At 58.9% G+C, this 23,206-nt stretch carries 20 protein-coding genes; 6 read left to right on the top strand and 14 right to left on the bottom strand.

What is annotated here, in order from left to right; translation table 11 throughout:
* The first annotated feature begins 1 nt into the window (after position 1).
* Entirely contained in the window at positions 2-238 is a 237-nt protein-coding gene (locus EHF44_RS01670; RefSeq protein ID WP_017510905.1) for a hypothetical protein, read from the top strand.
* A 975-nt stretch (positions 239-1,213) separates the two neighbouring features.
* Here EHF44_RS01670 and EHF44_RS01660 read toward each other — a convergent pair.
* Positions 1,214-1,522, bottom strand: a complete 309-nt coding sequence (locus tag EHF44_RS01660; RefSeq protein WP_124682127.1) for a hypothetical protein — start codon at positions 1,520-1,522, stop codon at positions 1,214-1,216.
* A gap of 255 nt (positions 1,523-1,777) precedes the next feature.
* Positions 1,778-1,954 carry a hypothetical protein gene (locus EHF44_RS28265; protein ID WP_017510902.1) on the bottom strand — a complete coding sequence of 59 codons (177 nt, stop codon included), beginning with the start codon at positions 1,952-1,954 and terminating at the stop codon, positions 1,778-1,780.
* Between the two features lie 245 nt (positions 1,955-2,199).
* Between EHF44_RS28265 and EHF44_RS01655 the strand changes: the two genes are divergently transcribed.
* Entirely contained in the window at positions 2,200-3,417 is a 1,218-nt protein-coding gene (locus EHF44_RS01655; RefSeq protein ID WP_011514854.1) for a hypothetical protein, read from the top strand.
* 92 nt (positions 3,418-3,509) lie between these two features.
* Here the strand turns inward: EHF44_RS01655 and EHF44_RS01650 are convergent, their stop codons facing one another.
* On the bottom strand, positions 3,510-3,953 hold the full coding sequence (locus tag EHF44_RS01650; protein WP_011514853.1) for an HU family DNA-binding protein: 444 nt from the start codon (positions 3,951-3,953) through the stop codon (positions 3,510-3,512).
* A gap of 23 nt (positions 3,954-3,976) precedes the next feature.
* Entirely contained in the window at positions 3,977-4,324 is a 348-nt protein-coding gene (locus EHF44_RS01645) for a hypothetical protein (protein WP_124682126.1), read from the bottom strand.
* On the opposite strand from EHF44_RS01645, the gene EHF44_RS01640 reads away from it, so the two are divergent.
* Positions 4,311-5,063: a hypothetical protein gene (locus EHF44_RS01640; protein WP_011514851.1), complete on the top strand. Its 753-nt coding sequence runs from the start codon at positions 4,311-4,313 to the stop codon at positions 5,061-5,063. The two genes, EHF44_RS01645 and EHF44_RS01640, sit on opposite strands and share 14 nt — an antisense overlap.
* Before the next feature lie 141 nt (positions 5,064-5,204).
* Here EHF44_RS01640 and EHF44_RS01635 read toward each other — a convergent pair whose 3' ends face one another.
* From EHF44_RS01635 to EHF44_RS01615, 5 genes are all read right to left on the bottom strand, one after another.
* Positions 5,205-6,908 (bottom strand): M30 family zinc metallopeptidase, encoded by a 1,704-nt coding sequence (locus EHF44_RS01635; RefSeq protein WP_035833510.1) that lies wholly within the window; start codon positions 6,906-6,908, stop codon positions 5,205-5,207.
* A gap of 191 nt (positions 6,909-7,099) precedes the next feature.
* A complete protein-coding gene (locus EHF44_RS01630) occupies positions 7,100-7,396 on the bottom strand; it encodes a hypothetical protein (RefSeq protein WP_011229407.1) in 297 nt (98 codons plus the stop codon).
* Between the two features lie 3 nt (positions 7,397-7,399).
* Positions 7,400-9,844 (bottom strand): hypothetical protein, encoded by a 2,445-nt coding sequence (locus tag EHF44_RS01625; RefSeq protein ID WP_017510899.1) that lies wholly within the window; start codon positions 9,842-9,844, stop codon positions 7,400-7,402.
* Positions 9,841-12,510 (bottom strand): DNA topoisomerase, encoded by a 2,670-nt coding sequence (locus EHF44_RS01620; RefSeq protein ID WP_029309062.1) that lies wholly within the window; start codon positions 12,508-12,510, stop codon positions 9,841-9,843. The genes EHF44_RS01625 and EHF44_RS01620 overlap by 4 nt, the downstream gene beginning before the upstream one ends.
* A 204-nt stretch (positions 12,511-12,714) precedes the next feature.
* Complete coding sequence (locus tag EHF44_RS01615; protein ID WP_017510898.1) at positions 12,715-13,677, bottom strand: hypothetical protein; 963 nt, start codon at positions 13,675-13,677, stop codon at positions 12,715-12,717.
* Between the two features lie 255 nt (positions 13,678-13,932).
* Here EHF44_RS01615 and EHF44_RS01610 point away from each other — a divergent pair, with 255 nt between their 5' ends.
* On the top strand, positions 13,933-14,556 hold the full coding sequence (locus tag EHF44_RS01610; protein ID WP_011514827.1) for a helix-turn-helix domain-containing protein: 624 nt from the start codon (positions 13,933-13,935) through the stop codon (positions 14,554-14,556).
* Positions 14,557-14,613: 57 nt separating this feature from the next.
* Here the strand turns inward: EHF44_RS01610 and EHF44_RS01605 are convergent, their stop codons facing one another.
* Entirely contained in the window at positions 14,614-15,681 is a 1,068-nt protein-coding gene (locus EHF44_RS01605) for a DUF3150 domain-containing protein (protein WP_017510896.1), read from the bottom strand.
* A gap of 228 nt (positions 15,682-15,909) precedes the next feature.
* Between EHF44_RS01605 and EHF44_RS01600 the strand changes: the two genes are divergently transcribed.
* Positions 15,910-16,518, top strand: a complete 609-nt coding sequence (locus tag EHF44_RS01600) for a hypothetical protein (protein WP_017513778.1) — start codon at positions 15,910-15,912, stop codon at positions 16,516-16,518.
* Positions 16,519-16,790: 272 nt separating this feature from the next.
* Complete coding sequence (locus EHF44_RS01595) at positions 16,791-17,003, top strand: hypothetical protein (RefSeq protein ID WP_017513777.1); 213 nt, start codon at positions 16,791-16,793, stop codon at positions 17,001-17,003.
* Between the two features lie 319 nt (positions 17,004-17,322).
* On the opposite strand, the gene EHF44_RS01590 is transcribed toward EHF44_RS01595, so the two are convergent.
* From EHF44_RS01590 to EHF44_RS01575, 4 genes are all read right to left on the bottom strand, one after another.
* Positions 17,323-18,438 carry an AAA family ATPase gene (locus EHF44_RS01590; RefSeq protein ID WP_223277483.1) on the bottom strand — a complete coding sequence of 372 codons (1,116 nt, stop codon included), beginning with the start codon at positions 18,436-18,438 and terminating at the stop codon, positions 17,323-17,325.
* Between the two features lie 169 nt (positions 18,439-18,607).
* Entirely contained in the window at positions 18,608-20,398 is a 1,791-nt protein-coding gene (locus EHF44_RS01585) for a VWA domain-containing protein (RefSeq protein WP_017513775.1), read from the bottom strand.
* A gap of 178 nt (positions 20,399-20,576) precedes the next feature.
* The gene (locus EHF44_RS01580; RefSeq protein WP_017513774.1) at positions 20,577-21,146 is read right to left on the bottom strand and encodes a hypothetical protein; all 570 of its coding nucleotides are present in this window, start codon (positions 21,144-21,146) and stop codon (positions 20,577-20,579) included.
* Positions 21,147-21,165: 19 nt separating this feature from the next.
* A complete protein-coding gene (locus tag EHF44_RS01575; protein WP_124682125.1) occupies positions 21,166-23,082 on the bottom strand; it encodes a helicase-related protein in 1,917 nt (638 codons plus the stop codon).
* Between the last annotated feature and the right edge of the window lie 124 nt (positions 23,083-23,206).

Here is a 23,206-nt window from a genome sequence, read left to right as displayed (position 1 = left end):
CATGCCGATGCTTAAAATCTTTACTGAAGGCGGCCAGAACGGACCGCTTATTGCCGTATTCGGCGATGGCGCTGGAATGTCCTACTACTTTGTTGGGGCAAGGTGGAACCAGCAATTCCGGGCGCTACAAATGCTGAAGAATGCTATGGCGACTGGAAGGCGCGATCTAGTTGTGGAGGCTATGGATTCAGGGAATGTACTCAAAAATGTCGGCGGCCTGAACTCCACCCAAGGGTGAGGAAGCTGTGGCAAATATGTTCGACGCGAACGATAGCGCAGAGATCCTTGATGCGACCTTTGCCGTGGAGACCGAAGGCGATATGCTGGTCGATGAACTAGTTGACGTCGCAGCCATCATCTGATGGATATCTGCCCCGCCCCCTGCAATTGCCTAAGTACGTGTGAAAGGGACGGGGATAGCGAGATTCCCAGTGCTCGGTCTGGCGAACTGCTGCGACCCGCACTACTTCCGTTGCTCGACTCGGAAATGTTCGATCGACTGGCCCGCATCGATAGCACGCTGCATCCGATCCGGCATGGTGCCACAGCCATTCCAGACATGGCCAGTGGCGTCCCGGAACAGGATTCCCCTCGGAGCGCTGGGCCCGGCCACATCTGGCGCCGCGAAACAGCGCGCCGCCAGTAGGTGCTCGTAGGTCAGCCCGACGCGTACCATCTGGGACTTGATCCAAAGGAGCTGCTCGATAGCTGATAAGCCGAAAAGCTTGCAATTGGAGAGGGCATATCGCTACTCCTGTTCCCTTTCCACCGCACCTGAAGCGCGGGTTGCGAGGCCCCCATCGCGTCCAAGTTTCCTACGACGATCCTCCACGTGCCCAGCGAGTCACGGCCATACGTGCGGCTTCGCCACCCTTCAGTCTAGAGGACCTTCCAGTCAAGTCGGTTTCTCCGGCGGCGGCCGCAGGCTTCATTCGAGTACAGCAGAGCGCGCATTTTTTTGCTTTGCTAAGTACGGTTATCATGCACAGGCGGAAAGCACCACAATCAAGCGAAAGTGCTTTATGTGGCATTTTTTTGGCGACGGCCAACTTATGGGCACGTAACAAGAAGAACGGCCAGCGCATGGGGCTGCTAGCGGTTCCCGCGTAGCCGCCAGGTTGGGGCCGGTATGAGCGCAGTGCCCCCGGCATGCGGCGCCGGCAAAGAAAAAGCCGGCTGGCGCCGGCTTCTTCCCAGTAGAGCGTGGCCCGCGTCAGACGACTGTCACCGGCAGGTTGCCCGAGATCTGCAGCATGTCGTGCTTGGTGAGGAATTCCTCGCCCGTGATGCGGATCTCGGCGATGTGGGTCGTGCTCTGCGCGGCATCCGTCTGGGCGTCGAGGAGCGCCTGGGTGCCGGCCTGCACCAGCGTCGGCAGCGAGTGCTGAACGACGTTGGACCAACGGGCGCTGGTGATCTCGACATCGACCTGCGTGATCGTGGCACCGGCGACCCGAGGCTTGGGCAGCAGCTCGGCCATCATGCTGAAGCCGTTGGCGTACTTGAAGGTGATGAGTTGCATCGCGTCCAGCGATGTGTGTGGGTAAATCGGATTAACCATATTGTGTAGCCTTGTATGTTGCGTCGGCCGGATAGGCCCGACCGAGTGCATTGATCGTGCCGCGCCCGGACCCAAAAGTCAAAATGCGAGCGGACGTAGTAAACCCCGCGCGCACGCCGTCAGGTGTGCGCCCCTGGGCGGTTTCACCCCCCTATATATAAATAGAGGGCACGGAACAGCGCGGCGGTACCCTGAGAGTTCGCCCGACGCAACCAGTCAGGGCAGGAGCCCGAGCCGCACCGCATACTCCTCGTCAGTCAGGTTTTTCATCTCCCGTGCGCGCACTGCCGCAGGATTTGGCTGACGGATCAGCGAACCTAGCGGGCCGGGCACGTCGACCGACGGGAAGAGAAGATCCGCGCGATCGCGTTCTCGGGCAATGTTCACGAACATCTGGACTTCAGGTGGGAGGGGCATATTTGCTCCGCTGCTTTAGGAGCCTTCATTGTCACGGCGACGCGCGACGCAGATCGGGGGCGTTTTCCTAGCTTCTGCGACCGTAAAAAGTCGACGTTCGCGGCGGAGCAAGCTGGGCCAGATCTGCCAGAGGCGTTACCGGGCCCTGCACGGGCTGGGTGGCTAGCCCGCTGGGACTTCGGGGACAATGGCCGTTCCGCTGCACGGCCGATCGCCTTTTTATGCCCACTGTCCCCATCCACAAAGAGTTTCGCCTGCTCTCGTCGACGCCAAACCTGACCTGGCAGAAGAAGACGCCGCCGGCCTCCGGGGCACACGTCAACATCTGGTGGCTCTATCTGACTATGCAGAGAGCCAGCAAGCTCGGGCTCACGCTGGGCGGGTCCGGACAGGAGACCGTGCGAGCTACCGCGGAGGCAGCATTGTCCGTGTGTGCCTGGGATGGCCACGGCTATTCGGTGACGCCAGCGTACTCCCGCCTCAAGGATTACGTGAAGCCATTCCTGTCGGGGACCCTGGGTGCGGGGCTAGCCCTGCTCCAGATGGACCACGCCGGCTACCCATGGATGGCGCACTGGGAGGACTGCGGGGGGCAGACAACGTCAGCGCATCCCGACTTCGTGTTCTTCCGCGCCGCAACCGCGACCACGCCGGCGGCCGTGTGCCTCGCCGAGTCAAAGGGCTCGCGAGCGACGACGACTGATTTGGATGTACAAAAGGACTGGGAACGGCAAGTCTGGTCCAACCGCCATCAGGTTCTCACCCTGCCAGGTGGGGGAAACGTTGCGCCCACGGAGGGAACGCTCGTTTCCAGTGAGCTGCCCGGACCCGCAGGAAAGAAGCGGTTCCGGTCCACCCTGGTACACGGGGTGTTTCCGAGCGGGCTACCGGCCGTGACTCCTGCTACCGCATCGTCGCCCGGCGGCGGAGTGGGCCCGAACGCGGCCGGCGGCAATCAACCGCTGGATCAGCACGCCCCAGAGATGGACTGGCGGGGCATCCAGCGTGCCAGCCTGCGCCACACTTGCCGACTGCTCGACATGCCGCTGACGGAGTCCATTCTCGCGAGCCGATTCTGGGACGGCTTTTCGCTCAATCTCCTTTTCACCCAGCCACGACCATCAGCCCGTCGCGTCGTACTGGAGCTGCGCGATCGCCGTGCCCTACTGGGATGGGATGATCAATCCGAACCTGACGTTGTCTACGCGGGCCCGCCGCAGGTTGTGGTCCAGCCGGACGGCAGTTGGTGGGGAGCGACAATCTACTGTCGCGCCAGCGTGCTACGGGAAGTGCTCAGGGGGCGGGTTGTTGATGTCGTCGATACTACCGAACGGCGTGTGAGATCCTGGGGGGAAGGCGGGCAGCAGATGATCCGGTTGGAAGCTGCCGACGGCGTCGGACTGATGGTGCGCAAGATGTTCGGAGCCCCTGGCTCCTAAAGCCAATCTGGAAAGGCTGGTGGAAACACGGCCTCCACAAAAGCGAAAAAGGGCGATCATCGGTCGCCCTCTTCTGAACGTGCTGCTTGTGATTAGGCTGCCGCGTCCTTAAGCTTCTTCAGCGGACGCACCTTCACCTTGACCGATGCCGGCTTGGCGGCGAACCATTGGTCTACACCAGTGAAGGGATTCTTCCCGAAACGCTTTTTCGTGGCAGGAACCTGGATAGCGGCCACCTTGAACAGGCCCGGCAACGTGAACTCGCCAGCGCCCTTTTTGTGGATTGCGCTCACGATGGTGTTCTCGAGATGAGCCAGCACAGTCTGCACGGTCTTCTTGTCCAGTTCAGTCTGGGCGATCAGGTGGGCAAGCAAACTCGACTTGTTGAACGTCTCCTTCAGCGGCTTGACCACCGGTGCCGCAGCGGCGGCCTTCGGTGCTGCCTTCGCAGGGGTCTTCACAGCAGCCTTCTTGGCCGCGGGCTTGGCGGCCGGCTTCGCAGCGGCCTTGGCAGTCGTCTTAGCTTTGGTAGCCATTTTCGGTTCGTAGTCTTAGAGGTTTAGCGTGCCAACGCACTGGCGATCTGCCCGGGCGCGACACTGCCCGTGATATTGCCATGATGACGAGCGTTTTCAAGGCCTTTTTTGAGTATCCGCGTTACAGGATGTTCCGGTGTTGTCGTGTCCATGCATCGCAGGCGGAAGCGCGGCGTATAGCCTTGCGCCGGCAGCGCCGTCGCCGATTGATACGAAATCAGCCAGGTCATCAACAAGCCCATCGACGACGCTAGCGCGTCCACCGAAGCGACCTTGCAGGGAATGTGAGCGCTATGTCGCTTGACCCGCGAGGATCGTTCGCGGATAACCAAAGCTTGCCAACAACCAGTTGCACAGATGATCAGGTTCAAGCTTCCCGCGATGAGAATCGCCAACGTCGCGATTCTCTTCTCGACGTACTTCGCCTATGCAGTTGCTGTCTCAGCCTACTCGTACGCTGTGGCCGCACACAGGTGGGCGGCTCCTGGGAAACCTCAGGCAGAGAGGTTCTCCACGGAGGTGCGTCAGTACGTCTCAGCACTGCAAAACTGGGAGACGCAATGGCATTCGCTTTTTCCGAATACCCTTGACCACCTTCTGTTCGGCATCTGGTGCGCGGCGTTGGTGTCGATTGCTGCTTTGGTACTGCTTTGCTCGGATCAAAACGCTGGCACCGGCACGTATCGACTCGGTCGCAAACTCCGCATTTCCCTTGCAGCGACTCTCGCAGTTTTGGCCTTCTGCGGCCTATCGATTCGGCCTTACAGTTGGCTTGACTACATCACGGCGGCGTCGGCCGGACTGGTGATCGTTGCTGTCGGCATTTCAAACTGCAACGTTATCGGGTTTGCGCGGCGCAGACCAAGTGCGTTTGTTTTCGTGCTCGGGATTTTCCTTTGGCTGCGCTTGGGAGTAGGTTGGGAGTTCCACCAGTGGTTGATCGACGATCCCAAGGCGGAAGGCACGCCAAGGGAGCTTACTGCCTCCATTGTGGGACTGATTGTCGGGTCATACCTTTGGGGCAAAGTATGTCGGGGACTGGAGCGCATCCTGCGCCGGATTAGAAGTGGCAGGAGCCAGCAGAACGTTGTGGTGAACGCAGCGGCATAGCGTGGTTCCTTGCGCGGTACGAGGGGAACGCGTTGAAGCGCCGAGACTTCCCCCCTGAAGCACAAAGGCCCCACGAACCGCGAGGTCGTGGGGCCTTTCGACTTCTGAACGCCAGTCGCTAGCTGCTAAGGCTTCCGGCTATTAGTGGATCACAACGGAAAGAGTCGTGCCGGCCGGTACTTTAACCGTCTCGGTGTATCGACCCTTCGCAGCTTGCCGCACGACGGGCAGGCTCGCATATGCCTGGAGCGTGGTGGGCACCGTCTGAGTCAGCGTCCGGTACGGCGCGTAGGCCGTCGGATCGATGGCCGGAATGTTGTACCCGTTGTCGGAGCGAGCCGGGAAACCAAAGCCCTTGGGGCTCGTCGCTGCTGGAATAAGCGCTCCCGCCGTTGCCGAGAATCGGCGGAACTGCCCCACGAAACTGGTGCCGGGGAAATTCGTCTTGATGACGGTATCTAGCACGTCGACCGAGTTCGTCGAGCTCATGTTCCCCAGCAGGGACTTGAACATGCGCAAGCCCAGTTGGCGATTCAGGAAGCCGCCGAACGATCCCGATACGGAGTAGCTATCGCACGATGCGCTGAACGGCGTCCAGTCGAGCAAGCTGCAGTTGTAGCTTCCGCCCTTGTACTTGACGTAGTCATAGAAGCGAACGTCTCGAATGGGATTGTGGCCGGGATCGAGCGTAGCGCTGGCGAAATCCTCCATCATCATCGCCGTGGCTTCTTCCAGCCAAGTCGCGAACATACTCTCCACGCCGCCCAGAACGCCACGGCGATAGAAATTTTGGGCGTGCATCCCTTCGTGCGCCATCGTCATGACCACTTCCGTAAGACCAGTGGCGCCGTCGAGGTACAGGGTTTCCGAGTCCAGATACAGCGACAACGACTCATTGCTGTACGGATTCGACGCACTCTTCGCAATGGCATTTCGCGAATAGAAGTAGCCTGTCATCCCGTACGGGGCGTTGTTGCGATCGAAGTTCAGAATGACGATATCGATCGGCTGGCCCGTGCCTGGGATGAGATTGATATAGCTGTGAGAGCCCCACAGCGGGCCGCCGACATCCTTCAGCATGTCGTAGACCTTGCCGGGCGAAGCGAAGCGGTCGACAAGCTGGTCGATGATTGCTGAACTGACTTTCGTCGGGGCATTCTCGGAGTTCTCCACCCAGAAGTTCACCGTGACACCGTCGGTCGTCGTTGCCTGGCGAACCAGGGTGGTCGATCGGACGGAATTGTCCTCGTTGAACCAGTCGCGCGTGTCATTCACAACGGACTTGCTCGGCCCACTGGACATCGAGTATCGCGGTGCGGTGCCTTGGCTACCGGCAAGGGCGGCCCAGCCATTTCGGTTGAACTCGCCGATGCGCTGCTTCGCATCGGTGGCGGGGTCTTGCCAACGCAGCTGGCTTGCTGCGACCGACGGGAAGCGGGAGGCAGTCAGCGAAATGGCAGGCATGGGCTGCGCGACGCCGCTCTCGTTCGTGAAGACAAGCGTCACATCCTGACCGGTAAGGCCATCAATGCTCACGGGCACATCGGCGGCAGCCAACGAGGCGTTCGTTGCCTGCCACACCCCGACGCCGGTGCCGGAGTACGTATTCGAATCAACCGCGCCACAGTTCAGGCAGGACGGCGCCACCAGGCTGGTGGGCTTGGCCGGCGTGACGGGCGTGGTTGGGCCTTCCGGTGTGCCGGTCACCGGTGAGCTGGGAGACTGCGGGGTGGCCTGGGGCGTTTCCGCTCCATCACCACCGCCACCACAACCTGCGAGGGCAGCGACCAACATGGCCAGTGCCAGAGCCCCCTTCTTGTTTGACAAAGTTCGCTGAATGCGCATAACGACGACTTCTCCTGTTGTTATATGAATCGACTTTTCCCATTTGTGCTGAATTTGGCAGATGTGATAACGGACTCCCGTCACGACTCCAACACCCCCCGTATGGGAGGGGGGGCCGCATCCAGCCAGACGCCGTGATTACTTTGCGTCATTCTTACGAAGCATAACACGTACGCACACGACGTATAAATCTAAATGGATTCTTGGGGGCGCAGCAACGCTCCGCTGTTCGTGGGGTTGTGGGAGCTCTCGTCCGAATGAACCTGCTGCTCCGCGGCCTTCTGGCGTCGTTCGTACTCGAGCAAGGCATGCGGAGGAGGCGTGCCGACGACGTAGCCATTTTCGATGGCAAAGAACGATCCGTTACGAAGCCCCGTTTTGATGGACGCGTCGATCTCTTCCTTGCCGAATGTCTTCCGCAGGGAATCGATGAACTCGGTAACCGAAGGCATCTGCTCGCGAGCGTTGGTGGGCTTCTCGAGATCCATTCGCTACTCCGGAATTCCAACCATTTTCTTGCCAGCGGCCGGCTCGGCAGTGGGCAGTCCGCGCGCTTTGACAAGCTGCTCGACGTCGAGGGTTGGCGCGACGTTTGCGATGTCGGAAACTAGGACGTACGCGTGCCCGTTCATCCGGCCGCACACCGGCAGTTTGTTGTCGCTTATGAGCGCAAGAACGTTGGACAGCGCGTTATCCGAGATTTCGCGGCTGGACGCACGCTTTGACGTTCGTGCGGCGAACGTCGGCGGTGCCAAGTTATCGAAAGCGGCAAGTGCTTCTTTGGTTTCTTCGGCGGTGCGGCGTTTCATGGCATTCTGCCGATCCTTGTCGGGGATCGCGACACCGGGTCTGTCAGCGATGAGAGGCCGCTCTTCGCCTTCAGGCATGCGGTGACCAGGCGCCGAAATGTCGATGCTCGCGACCGGCTCTGGCGCCGCCGGAAAATCGGCAAAGTCGTCGCCATCAAATACGGAAGCGCCTTCATTGCTTCCGGCGTCTGGTGAGGAAGGTAGCAACCCACTGAACGGATCAGCTTCGTCCGCGCTTCCACCGGTCTCCGGGGATGCGATCTCGCTTTCGAGCGCGGCAATATCCTCGAGCGATGGGTCATCGTCCGCATCCACATGCTCTGTCGCGACATCGTTCGTAGGCGGCTCCATTGGAGCTGCCGGCGACTGATTCTCCGTGATGACGCGAGACAGCATGGCCGGTGCTGGCTCTTGCTCCGCCATCGACGGCTTGAGGGCTGCAGAGGATTCTGCCGGAACCGCCGCAAGGCTTGTTGGCGCCATCGGTTCGAGGCCTTCAGGTTTGCCATCCGCCGTTTCGACCTTCTGTTCTCGAGCCCTTGCTTCCGTTTTAGTTTCCTGGCGGCCCGAGATGTAGATGCTGCGGGCCACATCTTCGCCAAACGCACGCCGAACCAACTCGCGCAATGCCTCAGCATCGCGAATACCAGGGTTGTGCGTGTAGATGGGCTTGTTGATCACCATCCGCGAGCCAAAGTTTGGTAGGCCCCCAAGTTCGGCGAACTCCTGCGTCTTCGTCAGCGGTCGGAAGATGATGACGGGTTCCCACGTAGCGATATGCTGACCGTTCTTGCTGCTGCGGAACGATACCGAATGCATGGGGTGGTAGCGCGAGAAGTCAATTCCATTGTGCTTGTCGTACAGAAGCCCCTTCTCGCCAAGGGTGTACAGCAGGCTCATGGTTACCCGGTAGCGCGAGTCACCGTCGTCCAGCGACATGCCCAACTTCGCCAAGATGAGTCGACGCAACTCAAGCTCTTTCACGACGATCAAGCCGTCGTGCTTTTGGGCGATCTTCAAACTGGCGTCGGTGCTCTTATTGCCGGTGCCATTCACGCGGCCAAACTGGGTGATGACCTCGACAAAAGCCTTGTAAATCGACTCCGATTGTTCCTCAGTAATCTCCTCGTCCTCTTCGAGCAGGTCGCGGCCACTTTCCTGCATACCCGTCTTCTTGTCGACGTAGATCAGGAACTCCATCAGCGCGGACATGCGATCGTCAAGGGCGAAACCGTTCGCATCAACGGGGAAGGCGCTGGGGTGGTGGTAATGGCCAATCACGAAGTTGATGGCCCGGCGGTCTCGTGGGGGAAGCTGCCAGTACTCGGGAAGTCGCGCGAGCATCCGGGCGCCCAGGGAATCGTGAAACACGCGATCGTCGTCGTGATCGGTGCTCGACCCTTCCTCCAAGGTAACGATCTGGCCATCGTCCCCAATCTTGTACGCCTCGAGCTTCCCGAAATCATGTGCAAGCGCAATGATGGGGACAAGTGGGTCCGCTGCGTCGAACTCGTACTCGGGATTGCGCTTGCTGAGAAGCAGTATCTTTGCCTTGCCGCGTTTTTTCACGTACACGCCATCGTATTTCCATGTCGAGCTTTCTGCGAAGGCAGTCTCGGTAACGGCTAGACAGTGCTGCCAGAGTTTCCGGTTCGCATGGCCACCCTTCCTATGCGTTGCAGGATGCTCCTTGTTTGCAGAGTAGATGTCCCACACTGCAAGGAAGAATGCTGCATGCTGAGGATGATTGGTCTTGGCGAGCTCCAGCCAATCCATCACCGCCTTGCTTTGCATTGGGAGCCGCTTGGATTCGCTATCGATGCGTGCTGACGGGGGGGCCAGCATTGGAACCAGTCCAAGCGTCGACTGGATGCCATTGATAGCGTTTCCTCCCATGCCTTTGAATAGGCGGTTCACCGCCTGGACCCGCTCAAACCAGATGAGCCAGATCCCGAGAGCCAGGCCGCCTATTGAGCCGGCGATCCAGTACCCGAAAGAGTACGAAACGTACCCCCAGTTCCGGATGACTTCTAACGGGGCGCCGCCAAACTCCAAGAGGGTGAACACGATCCACCAGAAGCCGAAGACAAGCACAGCTGCACGAAAGATCCGGTTCTTTGAGTTCACAGGAAGGTCCTATCGTCTTGGATATTGGGAGCGGTGGCCTTTGGCACCGGTTTCCCGTCTCTGTCTTCGAGCATGCAGCTGCAGCCGCTGCCGTCTTTCTGGTAACCACTGCATCCCCAGAAATAGCCTTTCTGGTCGCGGCGCTGGCGGCGATACATGGGCTTCGAGCAGTCAGGACATGGAAACGACTGTGCCTTCTCCACCGGGACGCCATCCTTGTCATCCATGGTGTGCTTGCATTGCTCCCGGTCTGAGCAAGCCCAGAAATGGCGCTTCTGCCAGGGAATACGGTTCATGTCGTGACCGCACTTCGGACACGGCCGGGCAGCGGCCTTTGCCACAGGATTTCCCGCCTTGTCGTCTAAGGTAGTCTTACAGTTCTCACGATCTGTGCATGACCAGAAGAAGCCGTTTGCACCTTTGAACCTGCGCATCAGTTTTTCGCAAGTGGGACAATGCACCAGCGCTCCGGACGCGTCCTTTGACTGCGCGGTCTCATCGAACACGAACTTCAGTTTGAAGTCCTCCGTGAGCGTTAGCCCCGCCGTGAAGCGCTTCTTGCTGGAGCTGACGAACCCCGAGAGGTTTTCGACCGTCCCTTTGGCAAGAAGAGCTTCAACCTCCTGAGGCTTCAGGGGGCGACCCGCGACCTCACGCCAGAACCGGAATCCGCAGCCGGACTCACAGTCGAACGATCTGGCGCCAACCGAGATTTCGCCACCACAGTTCGGACACTTTCCATCGAGCTTTTTCACTACAACCTGAGCGGCCTGCTCTCGGATGGCTTTGATGATATGGCGTGTGAATTCGGAGATCTCCGAGTTGAAGGCGGGCCGCAGGTACTCGCCTCGTTCCATCAGGCGAAGCTTGTGTTCCCATTCGCCAGTCAAAGCGGGCGAAGTGAGGCGGTCGAGACCATTCTCTCGCAGGAATGCAATCAAGCTCATTAGCTTCTGGCTCGGTACAAGGGTCTTCCCGTCTCGTCGGAGATAGGGCTCCATTGGCCGATCGCGGCCATCCTTGGTCGCAAGAAGCCCTTCAATGATCGCGGAGCGCGTTGATGGCGCTCCTAGCCCGCGCTCCTTCATGGCCTCCCGGAGTTCCTCGTCGTCGACGAGTTTTCCCGCGCCTTCCATCGCACCGAGAAGTGTGTCTTCCGTATAGCGCACAGGAGGCTTCGTCTTGAGAGTCTTCAGCTCCATGCCCTCGGTTGACACAGACTCACCTGGGACATACTTTGTCAATGCCGGGATCTTCTTGTCATCATCTTGGGTCTGGGTGCCGTAGACGGCAAGCCAACCTGGATCGACCAGAACGCGACCACTGGATTTGAAGTGCTCGCCAGCGATTATCGTAAGTCGCGTCGTTACTTCGTACTGAGCCGCTGGGTGGAAGACGCTCAAGAATCGCTTCACCACCAGGTCATAGACCTTCTCTTCGTCGGGTGAGAGGCCTTCAGGCATCTTGCCGGTCGGGATGATCGCGAAGTGATCGCTGATCTTCGAGTTGTCGAAGATTCGCTTGTCAGGCTTGATCCAACCGTTCGAGAGGATGCGAGTAGCATGGTCACGGTATGGCGTCTCTACCAGGGCCTCAATGACAGATTTGGCCTTAGCTATGTAGTCCTCTGGCAAGAAGCAGGAATCTGTTCGGGGATAGGTCGTGACCTTGTGTTTCTCGTATAGGGCCTGCGCGATTGTGTCGGTCTGCTTCGAAGTCAACCCGAGTTTCTTGTTTGCCTCGCGCTGAAGCAGGGTCAGGTCATAGAGTTTCGGGGAGCCTTTGGTCGCCGGCTTCGATTCTTGCTTTACGTCGGACGGGGCAACGCCAGTGCAGCGAGTGAGGATTGCTTCTGCCCTGCCCTTATCAAAGATCCGATACTGGTGGTCGAGCTCGGCCTGGCCATCTGAACTACCTTCAGGCGCGTCACCCGGGGTTTCACGCTCCGGTGCGATCCATTTTCCGATGTAGCTGCCGGCAGCGACACCGAACTCTCCGTGGACTTCCCAGTAGTCCTTCGCTTTGAAGGTTCGGATCGCCACTTCGCGATCGTAGACAAGAGCTCCCGTCGGTGTCTGGACCCGACCGACCGAACGGATCTCGGCTTTCGACGTCTGACGCTCGTACAGGCGGGTAACACCTCGCGAGCCGTTGATCCCGACCAGGTAATCGCCCTCAGTCCGGCAGTAGGCGGCGTCGGCCAGGGCATCGAACCGAGAGCCTGGTAGCATCCCTCGGTAGGCGTCTCGAATTGCCTCGCTCGTCATCGAGTTGAACCACATGCGCATGACGGGCTTCTTGCATTCGGCCAGGTCGTAAATGAGGCGGAAGATCAGCTCTCCTTCTCTCCCGGAATCACAAGCATTGACGATGCGGTCAATATCGTTGCGAGCCATCAAACGCTTGATCTGCTGAAAGGCTTGCGGCTTGTTCGCTAGCTCGATGACGCGGAGCTCGAACTTCGATGGGATCACTGGCAACGTCTCGAGGCTCTTTCCTGATGTTGCCATCTCGCTTGAGAACACCTCGACGAGGTGGCCTTGCGCGGCCGTTATGACGGCATCGGGGCTCTCCAGCCAGTTCTCAACGCGCCCGAACCCTCCCAGGGAGAGGGCGATGTCTTTTGCAACTGAAGGCTTCTCGGCAATGATGAGGTGTTTGCCCATCGGCTGGTCTGTCCTGTGAGCGGCACCTGAGGCCCGCTAGTGAGTTGGGTGGGCCAGACGACCCAGATTAGGTCTCGGAAGGTCCTGCTATTGACGGGAACGGGGGTGGGCCGCCAGGCGAAGCAATGAGCGCGGTTCATCTCAAATCGAGTGATCGGAGAGGACGCCGCGTTGCGCGGCGCCCGTGCGGCTCACATCCCCCTGTCAGGTTGCAGATGGTTGAATTGCGGCGAAGAGTGCTTGGCGCTCGGCGTCCGATGACGGGGCGCTGGCTTCGACTTCACGTTGCGTGGGGCGTTCGAAGAGTTCAGCGGCCCAGCTGGGAATGACCCGAATGAGATCGGACCCCGGTGCGACAGGGGAAGGGAAATCCTTCGCCTGGATGAATGGAATCGACGAAACCGGTGCAATGCCGCTGTCCGGGTCGGGCGGCGCAATAGCCTTCACGTCCAGTCGGAACTCACCACTCACGGAGATAGGAATGCCGCGATGCAGCTTCTCGGCCAAGGGTCGCAGGTTCTTGCTGTACCAGCGGATCGCGATCGACTTGTCCGGGTCCTTTGTCTGGCGAAGGAGGACGACCAGGCGATCGTTAAGGGGCTTGCCATCGGGGCCGACTCGATTCTGCTCCAGACTTTTGGCCTGAATGAAGCCTGCGAGACGGACAGTGTTGGTAGCGTTCTTGTTCAGCCCAAGAACACGCCAGTCGATGCTGTCGAGCCGAGCCTGAGTATCACTCGAGCGGCCAAACTGCTCTTCCAGCTTGCGAATCGAATCCGGGGTGCCGGAGTCCTTCGCCGCTGCGTGGACGAGCGAACCCCATTTGCGCAGCAGGTCATCGGCGAAGCGCTTGTCCAGGTGCATGGTGTTCGGCTGTTCGAACGAGATGCTCTTCATGTGGACGATGCGCTGGTCTTCCTTGCGCTCACCCGAAGCGTGGCAGATCGCGAAGATCAGGTCCCCTTCCTGAATGTTGCGAGGAAGCGGCGTTTTCTTCGGGTCGAACGCGATCGGCAACATGTGATTCTCGTTACGGGTCTGCTGGATATAGCAGATGCCGTTGGCAGGATCTGGGTTGCGAAGCACGCCGCCGACGTATCCCGAGTTCAGCATCCCATTGGGATACGAATAGGAGTCGGCGTTCTTTTTGGCGTCCATGGGCAGCATGGATGACCTCCTTGTATGGGTTGATCGGGTACGTCTACGTCTGCGCGATGGAATTATACATAACACGTACACTGAAAACAACGAGACGCAAAAACATACTAAAAGATTGTCTTGTTGTCTCGATGGCATAAGAGACTTGAATCTTGTTGTTATGTGTGTAGAATCAGATTGCTAAGACAATAAGGCAAGACGAGCCCTGCGCGTCGATTGCCTCTCCCGATTACTGACCTGTTAGCCACGTCGGAGAACGAAGCTATGACAAAGTCCGCGCCTGCACACGGTGGTGGATCGCATGCGGCAGCACCGACGCGGCGAGTTTCCGCAAAATCGCGAAAGACGACCGAAGTGACCGCCAAAATGACTACGCACGAACAGCACGGCGCTGAAAGCACTGCGTCTGAGCACGAGGCTGAGGCCTCGGGCAAGCGCCATGTTGATGGTATTCGCCTGATCAACCTGATCAGGAAGACTCTGATTGACCGCGGGCTTCCGCAGCGGACGATCTCCGACATCCTCGGAGTCACCCCGGTGTACTGGAACTCGATCATGAGCGGTAACCGCTCTATCAAATCGCTTGGTAAGGATCGGTTCGACACGATTGCGGAGTGGCTCGGCATCCCGACCGTACAGGTACTCAATCAGGCCGACTATCTCTCGATCGAAGACTTCTATTCCAAGAAAGACCTGCACGAGCAACTGTGGCTGGCCATCGTAAAAATGGCTAACGACCCACAGTGGATGGCCTACGCCCCTACCCGCGAAGAATGGGATGTACTCCCTCTGCGTGTCCAGATCGGATATGCAGCGCTGTATGAGCGCGACTATGGACGTGTACTGACGGCGAAGGCTCAGATTGAAGTCCCTGATCTAGTCAGCTAAGCCGCCGGCCATCCCCGCCAAAAAAAGACGCCCCAGATCGAATCTGGGGCGTTTTCGTTACAGGACCAATTCCAGCGTGTCATCCTGGGTCGAGGCCACGGGTTCAGCGGCGCTCGGCAGGATTGCAGTAGGGAGTGGGCTCGAAGGTTTAGGCGATTCGTCGAAGGCTGGGGCCGTGTCGCCGATGGCGAGGTCGGATTGAGACTGCATTGGCACGTTGGCGACCGGAGGCTGGACACCAGGCGTGACCGCCGGCGCCGCTGATTCCACATCGAGCGGATCAAACCTTACCGAGTCTTCGGAGAGAATGTTTTCCGCCTTCATGCACCGGGACAGCAGCGATGACACCATCAGGAACTGAACGCCTTCAATGTTCTGCCCCTCCGGAACTGCGCCCAGGACCTTGTCGCATACTTCGGCCAGTCGACTGAACTTCATCGACAGGACGCCCATCGCTTCCGCCTTGTTGCGAACACGGCGAATCAATCCCAGGACGCGGCTGCTCGTGCGCCCCGCGGCCGGCCCTTTCCAGGACTTTCGCACGTCTTCCGCAATCTCGAGCGCCGCCTGGCCAACTAAGCCTTTGACTTCTGCGTGGAGCGCGTCGTCCTCGCCAAAGAAGCTGGTGGACTGGATGCCTGTGGCGGAAATGTCAAAGGAGAGCATGCGGTCCATGTCGTCCGTCTTTGGCGCGTGCAGGCGAATGAGATCCGCTCGCGACTTGCCATTGTTGGTCGAACTGGCATTGACCGGGGCATTCGCCCACTCATCAACGATCCTTGGGAGGTTGGCCAGGAACTCGGCCTTCTCCTTCATGAATCGCGCCTTGATGTCCGTCATCTTGCTGGAGAGCCCGGCGGCTTCGCTCAGCGGTACGAAGTAGCCACGCACACGGTTGTGAATGCGGCGAGCGACGCCAACTTTCAGGATCTCTCGCTTCGCTTCCGAACGGTATTTCGAAACCCACGAAAAAGAACCTCGCGGGAGCATCTTGCCGACCTCACGGATGAAATCATCCGCCTCGACCGTTTTCTCTCCGGTGCTGCCTCCGATGATGAAGTCAAACAGGACGACATCTTTCAGAATCGCCATCTGGCTGCTAGCCACCGTCGTTGCTTGGTTCATGTGTATCTCCTGAAGTTAGACGAAACAGGCCCCTTGCACAGGCCTGGCTCTTCGATATGCCGGACAGGGGGAAGTAACTGACGGTCGCAACTAGCGAGGGTTTGTTGTCGATGGTCGTTGCAGGTGGTGGGGGGGTAGGAGGACGTTTCTGGCCAGACGAATCGCGTTCTAGAGCCGTGTTACGCATTCCCGGACATCAGTAACTCTTCACATTTCAAAGGAGAAACCATGGACGAATGCGCTCGCACAGCTACGCAGCAGAAGGCCGGCATTGGTGGCCCCTCCCCTGCCCTTGACTTGAATGGACGCCAATACGGTGCGTTGCAGGCCGAGCCCGTCGGGGGCCAGGCTGGTTTCTATCAGCGGAGGCCGAACGGCATCCTGTTGTTAGGCATTGATCGCCAGCCGTTCGCGTTTGTTGTAACGGATGAAAGGCAAGGGCAGTTCTTCGTGTCCTGCTTCAAGCACGGGAGCGAGATCCGGTACATGTTCAGTACAACGAGTGCTGACGAGCAGCGCTTGGGCATTGCGGGGATCAGTATGGCCAGCGAAGCGGAACTTGTTCGATCTCTGGTCCATCAACTGGCGGCCGAAACAACGCGAGTCGACACGCGCGGGGCCACCATAACGATGGCGTGCGCGGACGAAGACTTCGCGGAGCGCGAGTTCACCCAGGTCGCCGTTTCTGAACCGGGCAAGCCCGACTTCGCTTGCAAGCATTGCGGGTGGCTTCAGAGCAGCACTGCAGCTGGAGCCGCGGAACTCCTCGAACGCGGTACTTGGCACTCCGAAACGGGGCGAGCTGCGTTTGCTGCCAAAGCTGCGAAGTACGCCTGATCAAACATCCCCCTCAAGCCCCTCCTGGTTCGCCAGCGAGGGGCTGTTCTTTTGCCGCTCCGATCCTGCGTCGGAATACCGCGGCGGCGCCGGCGCGGCTGCGCTGCAGCTTGCGTACTGGCTACCGAAAGATTATCGACGGCTGTTCACCATCTCTCACCCGCAAAGAGAAACCTAGGTGTGTGCGGCCGAAAGCTACACAACCCGTCGCTAGGTGTTTATGCGTAACCGTCTCGCGGGAAGACATTTGTATCAACAAGGAAGGCTCCATCATGGCGAAAAACCGTGCTGTACTGGGCTTTCTCGCTGACTTGCTGAAGAACCTGTCTTTCGCAACGTTCGGTCTGTTTGGCTTTGGTGCCGCAGAAAAGATGGTCAAGGGGGCAGCCCTTACCTCTTCCGACGTTGTGTTTGCGGTGCTCGGAAGCGTCCTCTTCGTCGGCTTCAACGCTGTAGCGTTGTGGCTGTTGAAGGACGACGAGTAGTAACGTAGTCAGCGTACTCTTGGGGAATAGGAAATGAGTGCTGCGCAGATACTACTGGCAGGCCTGATCACAGGCCTCGCCCTGTTGACATGCTATGTCGGAATTACTGTAAAGCGAAAATCGCGCGAGGGACAATCTCGTGTGGTCCAGTAACGGAGGCCAATATCAATAACTTGTCCTCCCCAAAGAGAAGCGCCCAACCACCCCCCTCATGTGACTATGCTCACCTGAGGGGGTTTTTCTTTTCCGCTCGATCGAAGTGTCCACAAAAGAAAAACACCCCCAGCAAAGCCGAGGGTGTCGTGGGGTTGATCTGGAGCTACTCGCCGATGATGTTCTCCCATGCGTCGAGGACTGCTTTGCGTTCTGCGCCCGTACCGAAGTCGAGCAGCGTCATGCTAAGCCCTTCCTTGAATGCGTTGGTGCTGTCCAGGCCCGTTGCCATAAGCAGGCGGTGCGTCAGACCCCAGTTCAAGAGGTTGCGAGTGGTGATGGTGAACTCGAGCGGTTCCCCATTGGCACCAGCATCCTCATTGAGCCCAACAAACCGGCTACGCAAGCTGCTGGCCAACTTCGCCATTGCCGTTGCCGCCGTCTCCGGCATGCCGACCTGGTCCTGAAGAAGTGCAATCTCTTCCTCGACGGACAGGTACGTGGCATTGACAACGAAGAATCGGTCAAGGCTGGCGATGTTCTGTCGCTTCACACCTTTGTAGAGTGACGCGGAGCCGCCGTTGCCGCCAGCCGAACCTCGTCCGTTGGTGTTGCCAGTGGCCACAATCAGACAACCGGCTGCGATCTTGACTCGCTCCCCCGTCTCCGGAACAAGAATGTCGTCACCGTCCAGGACTCCGTTCATGCTCATTGCAACCGATGGCGGAAGCTGGTCGAACTCGTCAAGCAGAAGAATCGAGTTCGGCGTGCGCGCCCAGCGGAGAACCGGACCATCCACGAACACCATTTCAGGGGTCGCCGAGAGAGCCGACGCCTGTTGAGGTGCTGCAGACGCTTCGGCTTCCACTTCCTGCCGTTCCGCATTCTGCGGCACTTTGCAGAGCTTGTACGTGCCGAAGAGCTGGGTTGCCTCGGAGTCTTCACTGCACTGGTAGCGGAACATGGATCGTCCCGTCCGAGCACAAACCTGCGAGATCAGTGCCGTTTTGCCACATCCTGTCGGTCCGTAGATCAACAGGTTGCGCTTCATCGTCGCCTTGGTGAAGTTGTTCGGCAGGGCTCCCGACGCCATCCAGACGAGGATTCGGCGGAGGGTATCGGGCTGGAATGCAAAACCTTCAATGACGTCTGGTGTGTCGTCGTTGGCTGCGAAGACACGGATGGTGGTCGTCGATTGCGAGCCGTGAGCGCGGAAAGCGCCGCCATCAACACCGAAGACTGCGTCGATCGACTTTCTTTCAATTGCTGCTGCTTCCATCATGTTTCTCCTGAGAGGTGGGTTTGACGGCCTCTTGCAAAGGCCTGGCGCTCAGATATGAGTCACAGAGGACTGGAAGTCAGACAAACGCTCGCGTCGATCGCGCCTTACTGTGTCGGCAGCCGTCGGCCAAAGAAAAAGCCCCAGGACAGAAGTCACTGGGGCTGTGGGATTAGCAAATTGCAGCTTCGAGAGAACTGAAGACAGCAGTTGCAAGCTCACGGACGTTGTTCGCCACACCGTAGGTAGCGGAGAGACCGTGGAATTTAGCCACGTGCTCCGCGCCGATCAGGACGAATCGCACCTCAACACCGAACTGCGCAGCTTCGCGAAGCGCGGCCTCAAGGATGTCTCGATCGCCTGGATCACCATCGGTGACCACGGTCAGCACCTTTCGCGCTTCGCTACGCCCAATGAACTTCCTGAGCGCCCATACGACTGCGAGATGCGTGTTGGTGCTACCGGTGGCTTCAGGGCGGAACCGCTGAAGCGTAGACGACCAGTCACCCTCGAAGCCTTTCCACTCGCGAACCGATTCGCTATAGGTCGCCAAGCCGAAGGGAATGTCAGCGCCGTCAAGCACCTCCCCTGCTGCAACAATGACCCGGCCAGCAGCGTCCTTGCGATCGACCTTGTGGGCCTGGATCTGATCTTGAGCCGATGGCTTGTGCGCCGCAGCGTGGAGATGCGGAGCTCGCTCCGAGTCAAAGGGTTCATCCATTGAGCCGGATTCATCGCCGAGAAGATAGACACAAGTGTCCAGCTCGTCGTGTCGGGTCTTGTGACGGAACACTTGGGTATCACCCAGCGGCACTCGCCACACCCGATTTGAACGAAGCTTACCGCTCGAGCAACTCCGACGCGTGGCGGCGGCGAAGGCCTCAAGAAGGTCCTGCAACCGCAGGGACAATGCCGAAGCTGTAGTCCTCGCAGCAGAACGTAAACGCGAGCGGTTCTCCAATGAGCCACCATTGGCAGGGGCGCTGTGCTCGTTCAACTCTGACGTATGACTGCTACCTCCGGCGCTTTGGGCTTCCTGGATCGCTTCGTTGGCCTCGCTGAGTACTTCTTCGAGCCCCTTGCCATAGCTGCCCAGGTCACCGGGGCTTGCTGTCAGAACGGCATTGACGGCCTCGGCCAGCTCATTGTGAGAAGGTTCATAGCCTCCCGGCTCGGAACCGTCCTCTGAGTCTTGTTGGCCAGATGTCTGCCCGGAGGGATCGCCGGCATCTTGGTTGTCTTGCGGCGAGCCGGATTGTTGTTCCCCACCTTGAGAGTCAGGCTTGTTATCCGCTGCAAGCTTCAGCAGCTCGAGGATGCGGATGCTAGCTTGAATCGCACCTTGAGTATCGCGTGCTGTCGCGCCTTGCAACGCAACGGCTTTGACCTGGCCGGTCAGCTTCGTGCCGAAATGCTTGATGGCACGGGCCCGGAAGTCGGTGGCGAATTGACGAAGGCAGTCCTGGTCTAGGAGCTCCGAGCGCAATTCAGTTACGAGCCAACCGGCCAGGACCGCGGCGGGTGTATCGCTACTGTCTTGAGGCCCCTGGAAGACCTTGCGATCGACCAGAATCTCAATCCCCTCGCGTATCACCTTCTTTGACCCGGGAAACTTCTTGGCGCCAAGTAGCTCGCCGCGGGGGTCTTCAAGGATGTTGGCCAGTTGACCCGCGAGATTGCTGGGCGGAACTACGGTGAAGTCCGTGTGGTGGCCGTGGCAGACGATCTCATGAGAGATCAGTGCCCGCAGTAGGGTCGCATCCTCTTCGGTACCGACCGCTGCCATTTGCGACAGCCGCAGTACCAGACCTCCCGGATTTGCCGGATCAGGGCCAATCGACGCGGTGGGGATGTTCGCCCACTCGAGTCGGACCGATTTTCCGTTTTGCTTGGCCTCTGCCAGCAGCAAATGCGCGTACAAATGCAGATGGCGCATAGATACGCGCGGCTGAGTTTGATCCATGTCGATCTCCTGAGTTGAGTTGAATGTCCGCTAGGTGCGGGCGTTCCTTGCTCAGGGAGATGACGGACAGGGAGACAGAAGGCACGCGCTCTGCTGGGGGAATGCGCGACAGAGATGGAACTGGGACGGGGAACGGGGCACGGTACGGCTCTGGTGGCCGTATCAATGAGGAGCCGGCTTACAAGCCCGTGTACCCAAGGTCGCGAAGCAGGTCCGTAACGGCGTTCACGATGGTATCTCGCGCCTGTTTCGGGTCGGAAATCGAGACCGTCGGAGCAGGAACGATCCCCTGTTCGCAGTAAGCCTCAATGATCTCCCGCAAGTGCGCAGACGGTGTGATGTCGGGCCTCTCAACTGCCATTTGTCCGACAATTACCTGGAATCGCTCGAAAGTGGTGGGACTGACGCGGGTCGACAAAGCGTGATCCGCGCCCTCGCGCTCTGCATAGTCGATGTTCTCGGCGTCGGCGAGGTACGGCTGCAGGATGGGTTCCAGCAGGGCCTTGACATCAGGCGCATCCGCATACTGAAAGGACTGGGTTTTGAGCGACCGTGCGAGGAATGTGCGAAGGCTGGGGGTCGACTCTATCTCGCTGAGCCCCCTAAGTTTCTCAATGACATCGTTCGCGTACTTCAGGGCCGTCGGCTGGCTGATCCGGAAGTCCTTTGCTACCACGCGAGAAATGTCACCAGAGATGATCCGATGATAGATCGCCACCTTGACCGGTAGCGGTGTTGCCTTAGCCAATCAATCCCTCTCACATACGCTACTCAGTAACCAAGCCTAGATTCCTTGCGCCGCTTTCAATTTCCTTTCGGTCCAAGGTCACGCCCCAGAAAAGAAGCCGGGAGCTCCCAGTCTGCGCGCCCCCATCGCTGTCAACATCACCGAAGCCACGGAGATCGGCATCGCGTTCCGCAAGAGCAAATCCGTCATTGCACTCGACCAGTTGCCGCAATCGGTCCATGGCAGCGGCGTCTGGTTCCTCCGGGAGATACAGGAAGAAGTACCCTTCGCCGCCTTTGCGCGCCAGGCGGCCACGTAGTTGGTGAAGCGGTGACAACCCAAACCGATCAGGATTCACTACAACCACAACACGAAGCGATGGTAGCGTGACCCCGACCTCGATGACCGTTGAACTAACAAGTACATCGATGGCGCCGGCCTTCATTTTAGCAATAACTTCTGTCTTGTCGCTGTCAGTTAAGCCGCCGTGGACCATACCGACCCGATCGCCCCACTTTGCGCGGAATCGGACATACGCTGCCTCCACTGAGTTCCTTTCGCCATCACCCCTGTCTTCTGCCATCGGGTAGATGATCGCGGCCTGTCCGCCTTGGCGAATTTGATGGTGGACGAAATCGAACAGTCTAGCCCCATCCTTGCGATGGACAATCCGGGTCACTATCTTCTTCTTGACAGGCGACTCGCGGAGGATCGATACCGCGGTGCCGCCGAACTGGATCAGCGCCATGGTACGAGGTATCGCAGTCGCAGTTGCCTCTAGCAGATTCGTGTGGTCGGCCAACAGGCTGTTCTTCTGGCCGACCGAGAACCGCTGCTGCTCATCAGCAACTACCAGGTCAAAGATGAGGGAGGCGCCCTTTGCCGCGGTGATGACCGCGGTGGTTCCAACGATGATGCCCTCCTCCAGTTTCGAGCCAGACACGAGCGAGCAGACGGGGATGCCGGGGAAGAATTCCCGCAGCTCGCTGGCTAGCTGGTGAACGAGGATCTGGCTCGGGGCAATGATGGCTACTTGGGCACCCTCCTGATATGCAGCCACTGCGGGCACCATGTAGGTGACCGATTTGCCGGTGCCGACATCGCCGGAGAGTAATCGGCGCATCGGAAATGGCGAGCGCAGATCCGAGACGATGTCATCGATACCCTTGTGCTGCCCGGGTGTCAGCTCGTACGGAAGCTTGCCAATCAGATCTGCAACCTTGCCCCGGTCGAGGGCGATCGACGAACCTGAAACAGGTTTCTGGGATTGATTGCGGATCGCCTTATTCAGAACAGCGCGCAAGGCCAATCGGTGCGCGGCCTGGACGGCGGCAATACCTTCCCGCACTGACGCCGGCGCGTGCAGATCTCTGAGCAGGTCTGCCGGATCGTGGTAGCCGGCAGCAGCCCGGAAATCCGTTTCACGCATGCCAGCCTGCTCCAGCAGCAAACAGGAGGCCTCATTCAGGCGCGGAAGTGCTTCATGCACCGCTTTTGCAAGAGCTTCCCCCTTCACCTGCCCCGGCTTGCCCATGTACATGGGGATGATCTTTCCGCGATCGCCCTCCGGAACAATGTGCGGATTCAACAACTCGCGGCTGCCTCGCCAGCCCGTTTTCAACTCACCGTACAGGTGTAGCTCGTCGCCAGGCTGAAATGCTTTCCACGGCCAGACCGCCCCGATGATAACAATGGATACGCCGTCGCCACGACCATCTACCCCCCGAACTGCCAGCCTAGTGGCGTCTTTCCACCGCGTCGTTTGTTGCTGTGCGGCATCAAGCAAGCACACCTCTGTGAGTGTTAGCACGAGGTAGTGGTTGTGTCCCGTATCAGGGATCGGCAAGACGTAAAGAGGCTCAAGGTAGTCGCGGTACTCGCGCGGTGCCGAAAGCAAACACTCAGGGAGCGATCGGAAGCCAAGACGCGACAACCGTCCAAGTTTCTCGGTGGTCATGGCCTTATGGATAATCTGCAATATAGAGACTCAACACGTACACATACTAGCATGGCTGAAGTTTAGCGGTTCCACAAAGAAAATGCCCCGTGACTTCGTCACGGGGCATGGCAGTTGCTGTGCG

The organism is Cupriavidus pauculus (assembly GCF_003854935.1).
Classification (GTDB): domain Bacteria; phylum Pseudomonadota; class Gammaproteobacteria; order Burkholderiales; family Burkholderiaceae; genus Cupriavidus; species Cupriavidus pauculus_C.
Note: the sequence above shows the minus strand (reverse complement) of the source record. Positions and strands in the feature narration are given on the sequence as shown.

Coding starts and splice junctions, on each gene's coding strand:
- EHF44_RS01670 (WP_017510905.1), top strand. CDS start 2: ATGCCGATGCTTAAAATCTTTACTGAAGGCGGCCAGAACGGACCGCTT.
- EHF44_RS01660 (WP_124682127.1), bottom strand. CDS start 1,522: ATGCAACTCATCACCTTCAAGTACGCCAACGGCTTCAGCATGATGGCC.
- EHF44_RS28265 (WP_017510902.1), bottom strand. CDS start 1,954: ATGTTCGTGAACATTGCCCGAGAACGCGATCGCGCGGATCTTCTCTTC.
- EHF44_RS01655 (WP_011514854.1), top strand. CDS start 2,200: ATGCCCACTGTCCCCATCCACAAAGAGTTTCGCCTGCTCTCGTCGACG.
- EHF44_RS01650 (WP_011514853.1), bottom strand. CDS start 3,953: ATGGCTACCAAAGCTAAGACGACTGCCAAGGCCGCTGCGAAGCCGGCC.
- EHF44_RS01640 (WP_011514851.1), top strand. CDS start 4,311: ATGATCAGGTTCAAGCTTCCCGCGATGAGAATCGCCAACGTCGCGATT.
- EHF44_RS01635 (WP_035833510.1), bottom strand. CDS start 6,908: ATGCGCATTCAGCGAACTTTGTCAAACAAGAAGGGGGCTCTGGCACTG.
- EHF44_RS01630 (WP_011229407.1), bottom strand. CDS start 7,396: ATGGATCTCGAGAAGCCCACCAACGCTCGCGAGCAGATGCCTTCGGTT.
- EHF44_RS01620 (WP_029309062.1), bottom strand. CDS start 12,510: ATGGGCAAACACCTCATCATTGCCGAGAAGCCTTCAGTTGCAAAAGAC.
- EHF44_RS01615 (WP_017510898.1), bottom strand. CDS start 13,677: ATGCTGCCCATGGACGCCAAAAAGAACGCCGACTCCTATTCGTATCCC.
- EHF44_RS01610 (WP_011514827.1), top strand. CDS start 13,933: ATGACAAAGTCCGCGCCTGCACACGGTGGTGGATCGCATGCGGCAGCA.
- EHF44_RS01605 (WP_017510896.1), bottom strand. CDS start 15,681: ATGAACCAAGCAACGACGGTGGCTAGCAGCCAGATGGCGATTCTGAAA.
- EHF44_RS01600 (WP_017513778.1), top strand. CDS start 15,910: ATGGACGAATGCGCTCGCACAGCTACGCAGCAGAAGGCCGGCATTGGT.
- EHF44_RS01595 (WP_017513777.1), top strand. CDS start 16,791: ATGGCGAAAAACCGTGCTGTACTGGGCTTTCTCGCTGACTTGCTGAAG.
- EHF44_RS01590 (WP_223277483.1), bottom strand. CDS start 18,438: ATGATGGAAGCAGCAGCAATTGAAAGAAAGTCGATCGACGCAGTCTTC.
- EHF44_RS01585 (WP_017513775.1), bottom strand. CDS start 20,398: ATGGATCAAACTCAGCCGCGCGTATCTATGCGCCATCTGCATTTGTAC.
- EHF44_RS01575 (WP_124682125.1), bottom strand. CDS start 23,082: ATGACCACCGAGAAACTTGGACGGTTGTCGCGTCTTGGCTTCCGATCG.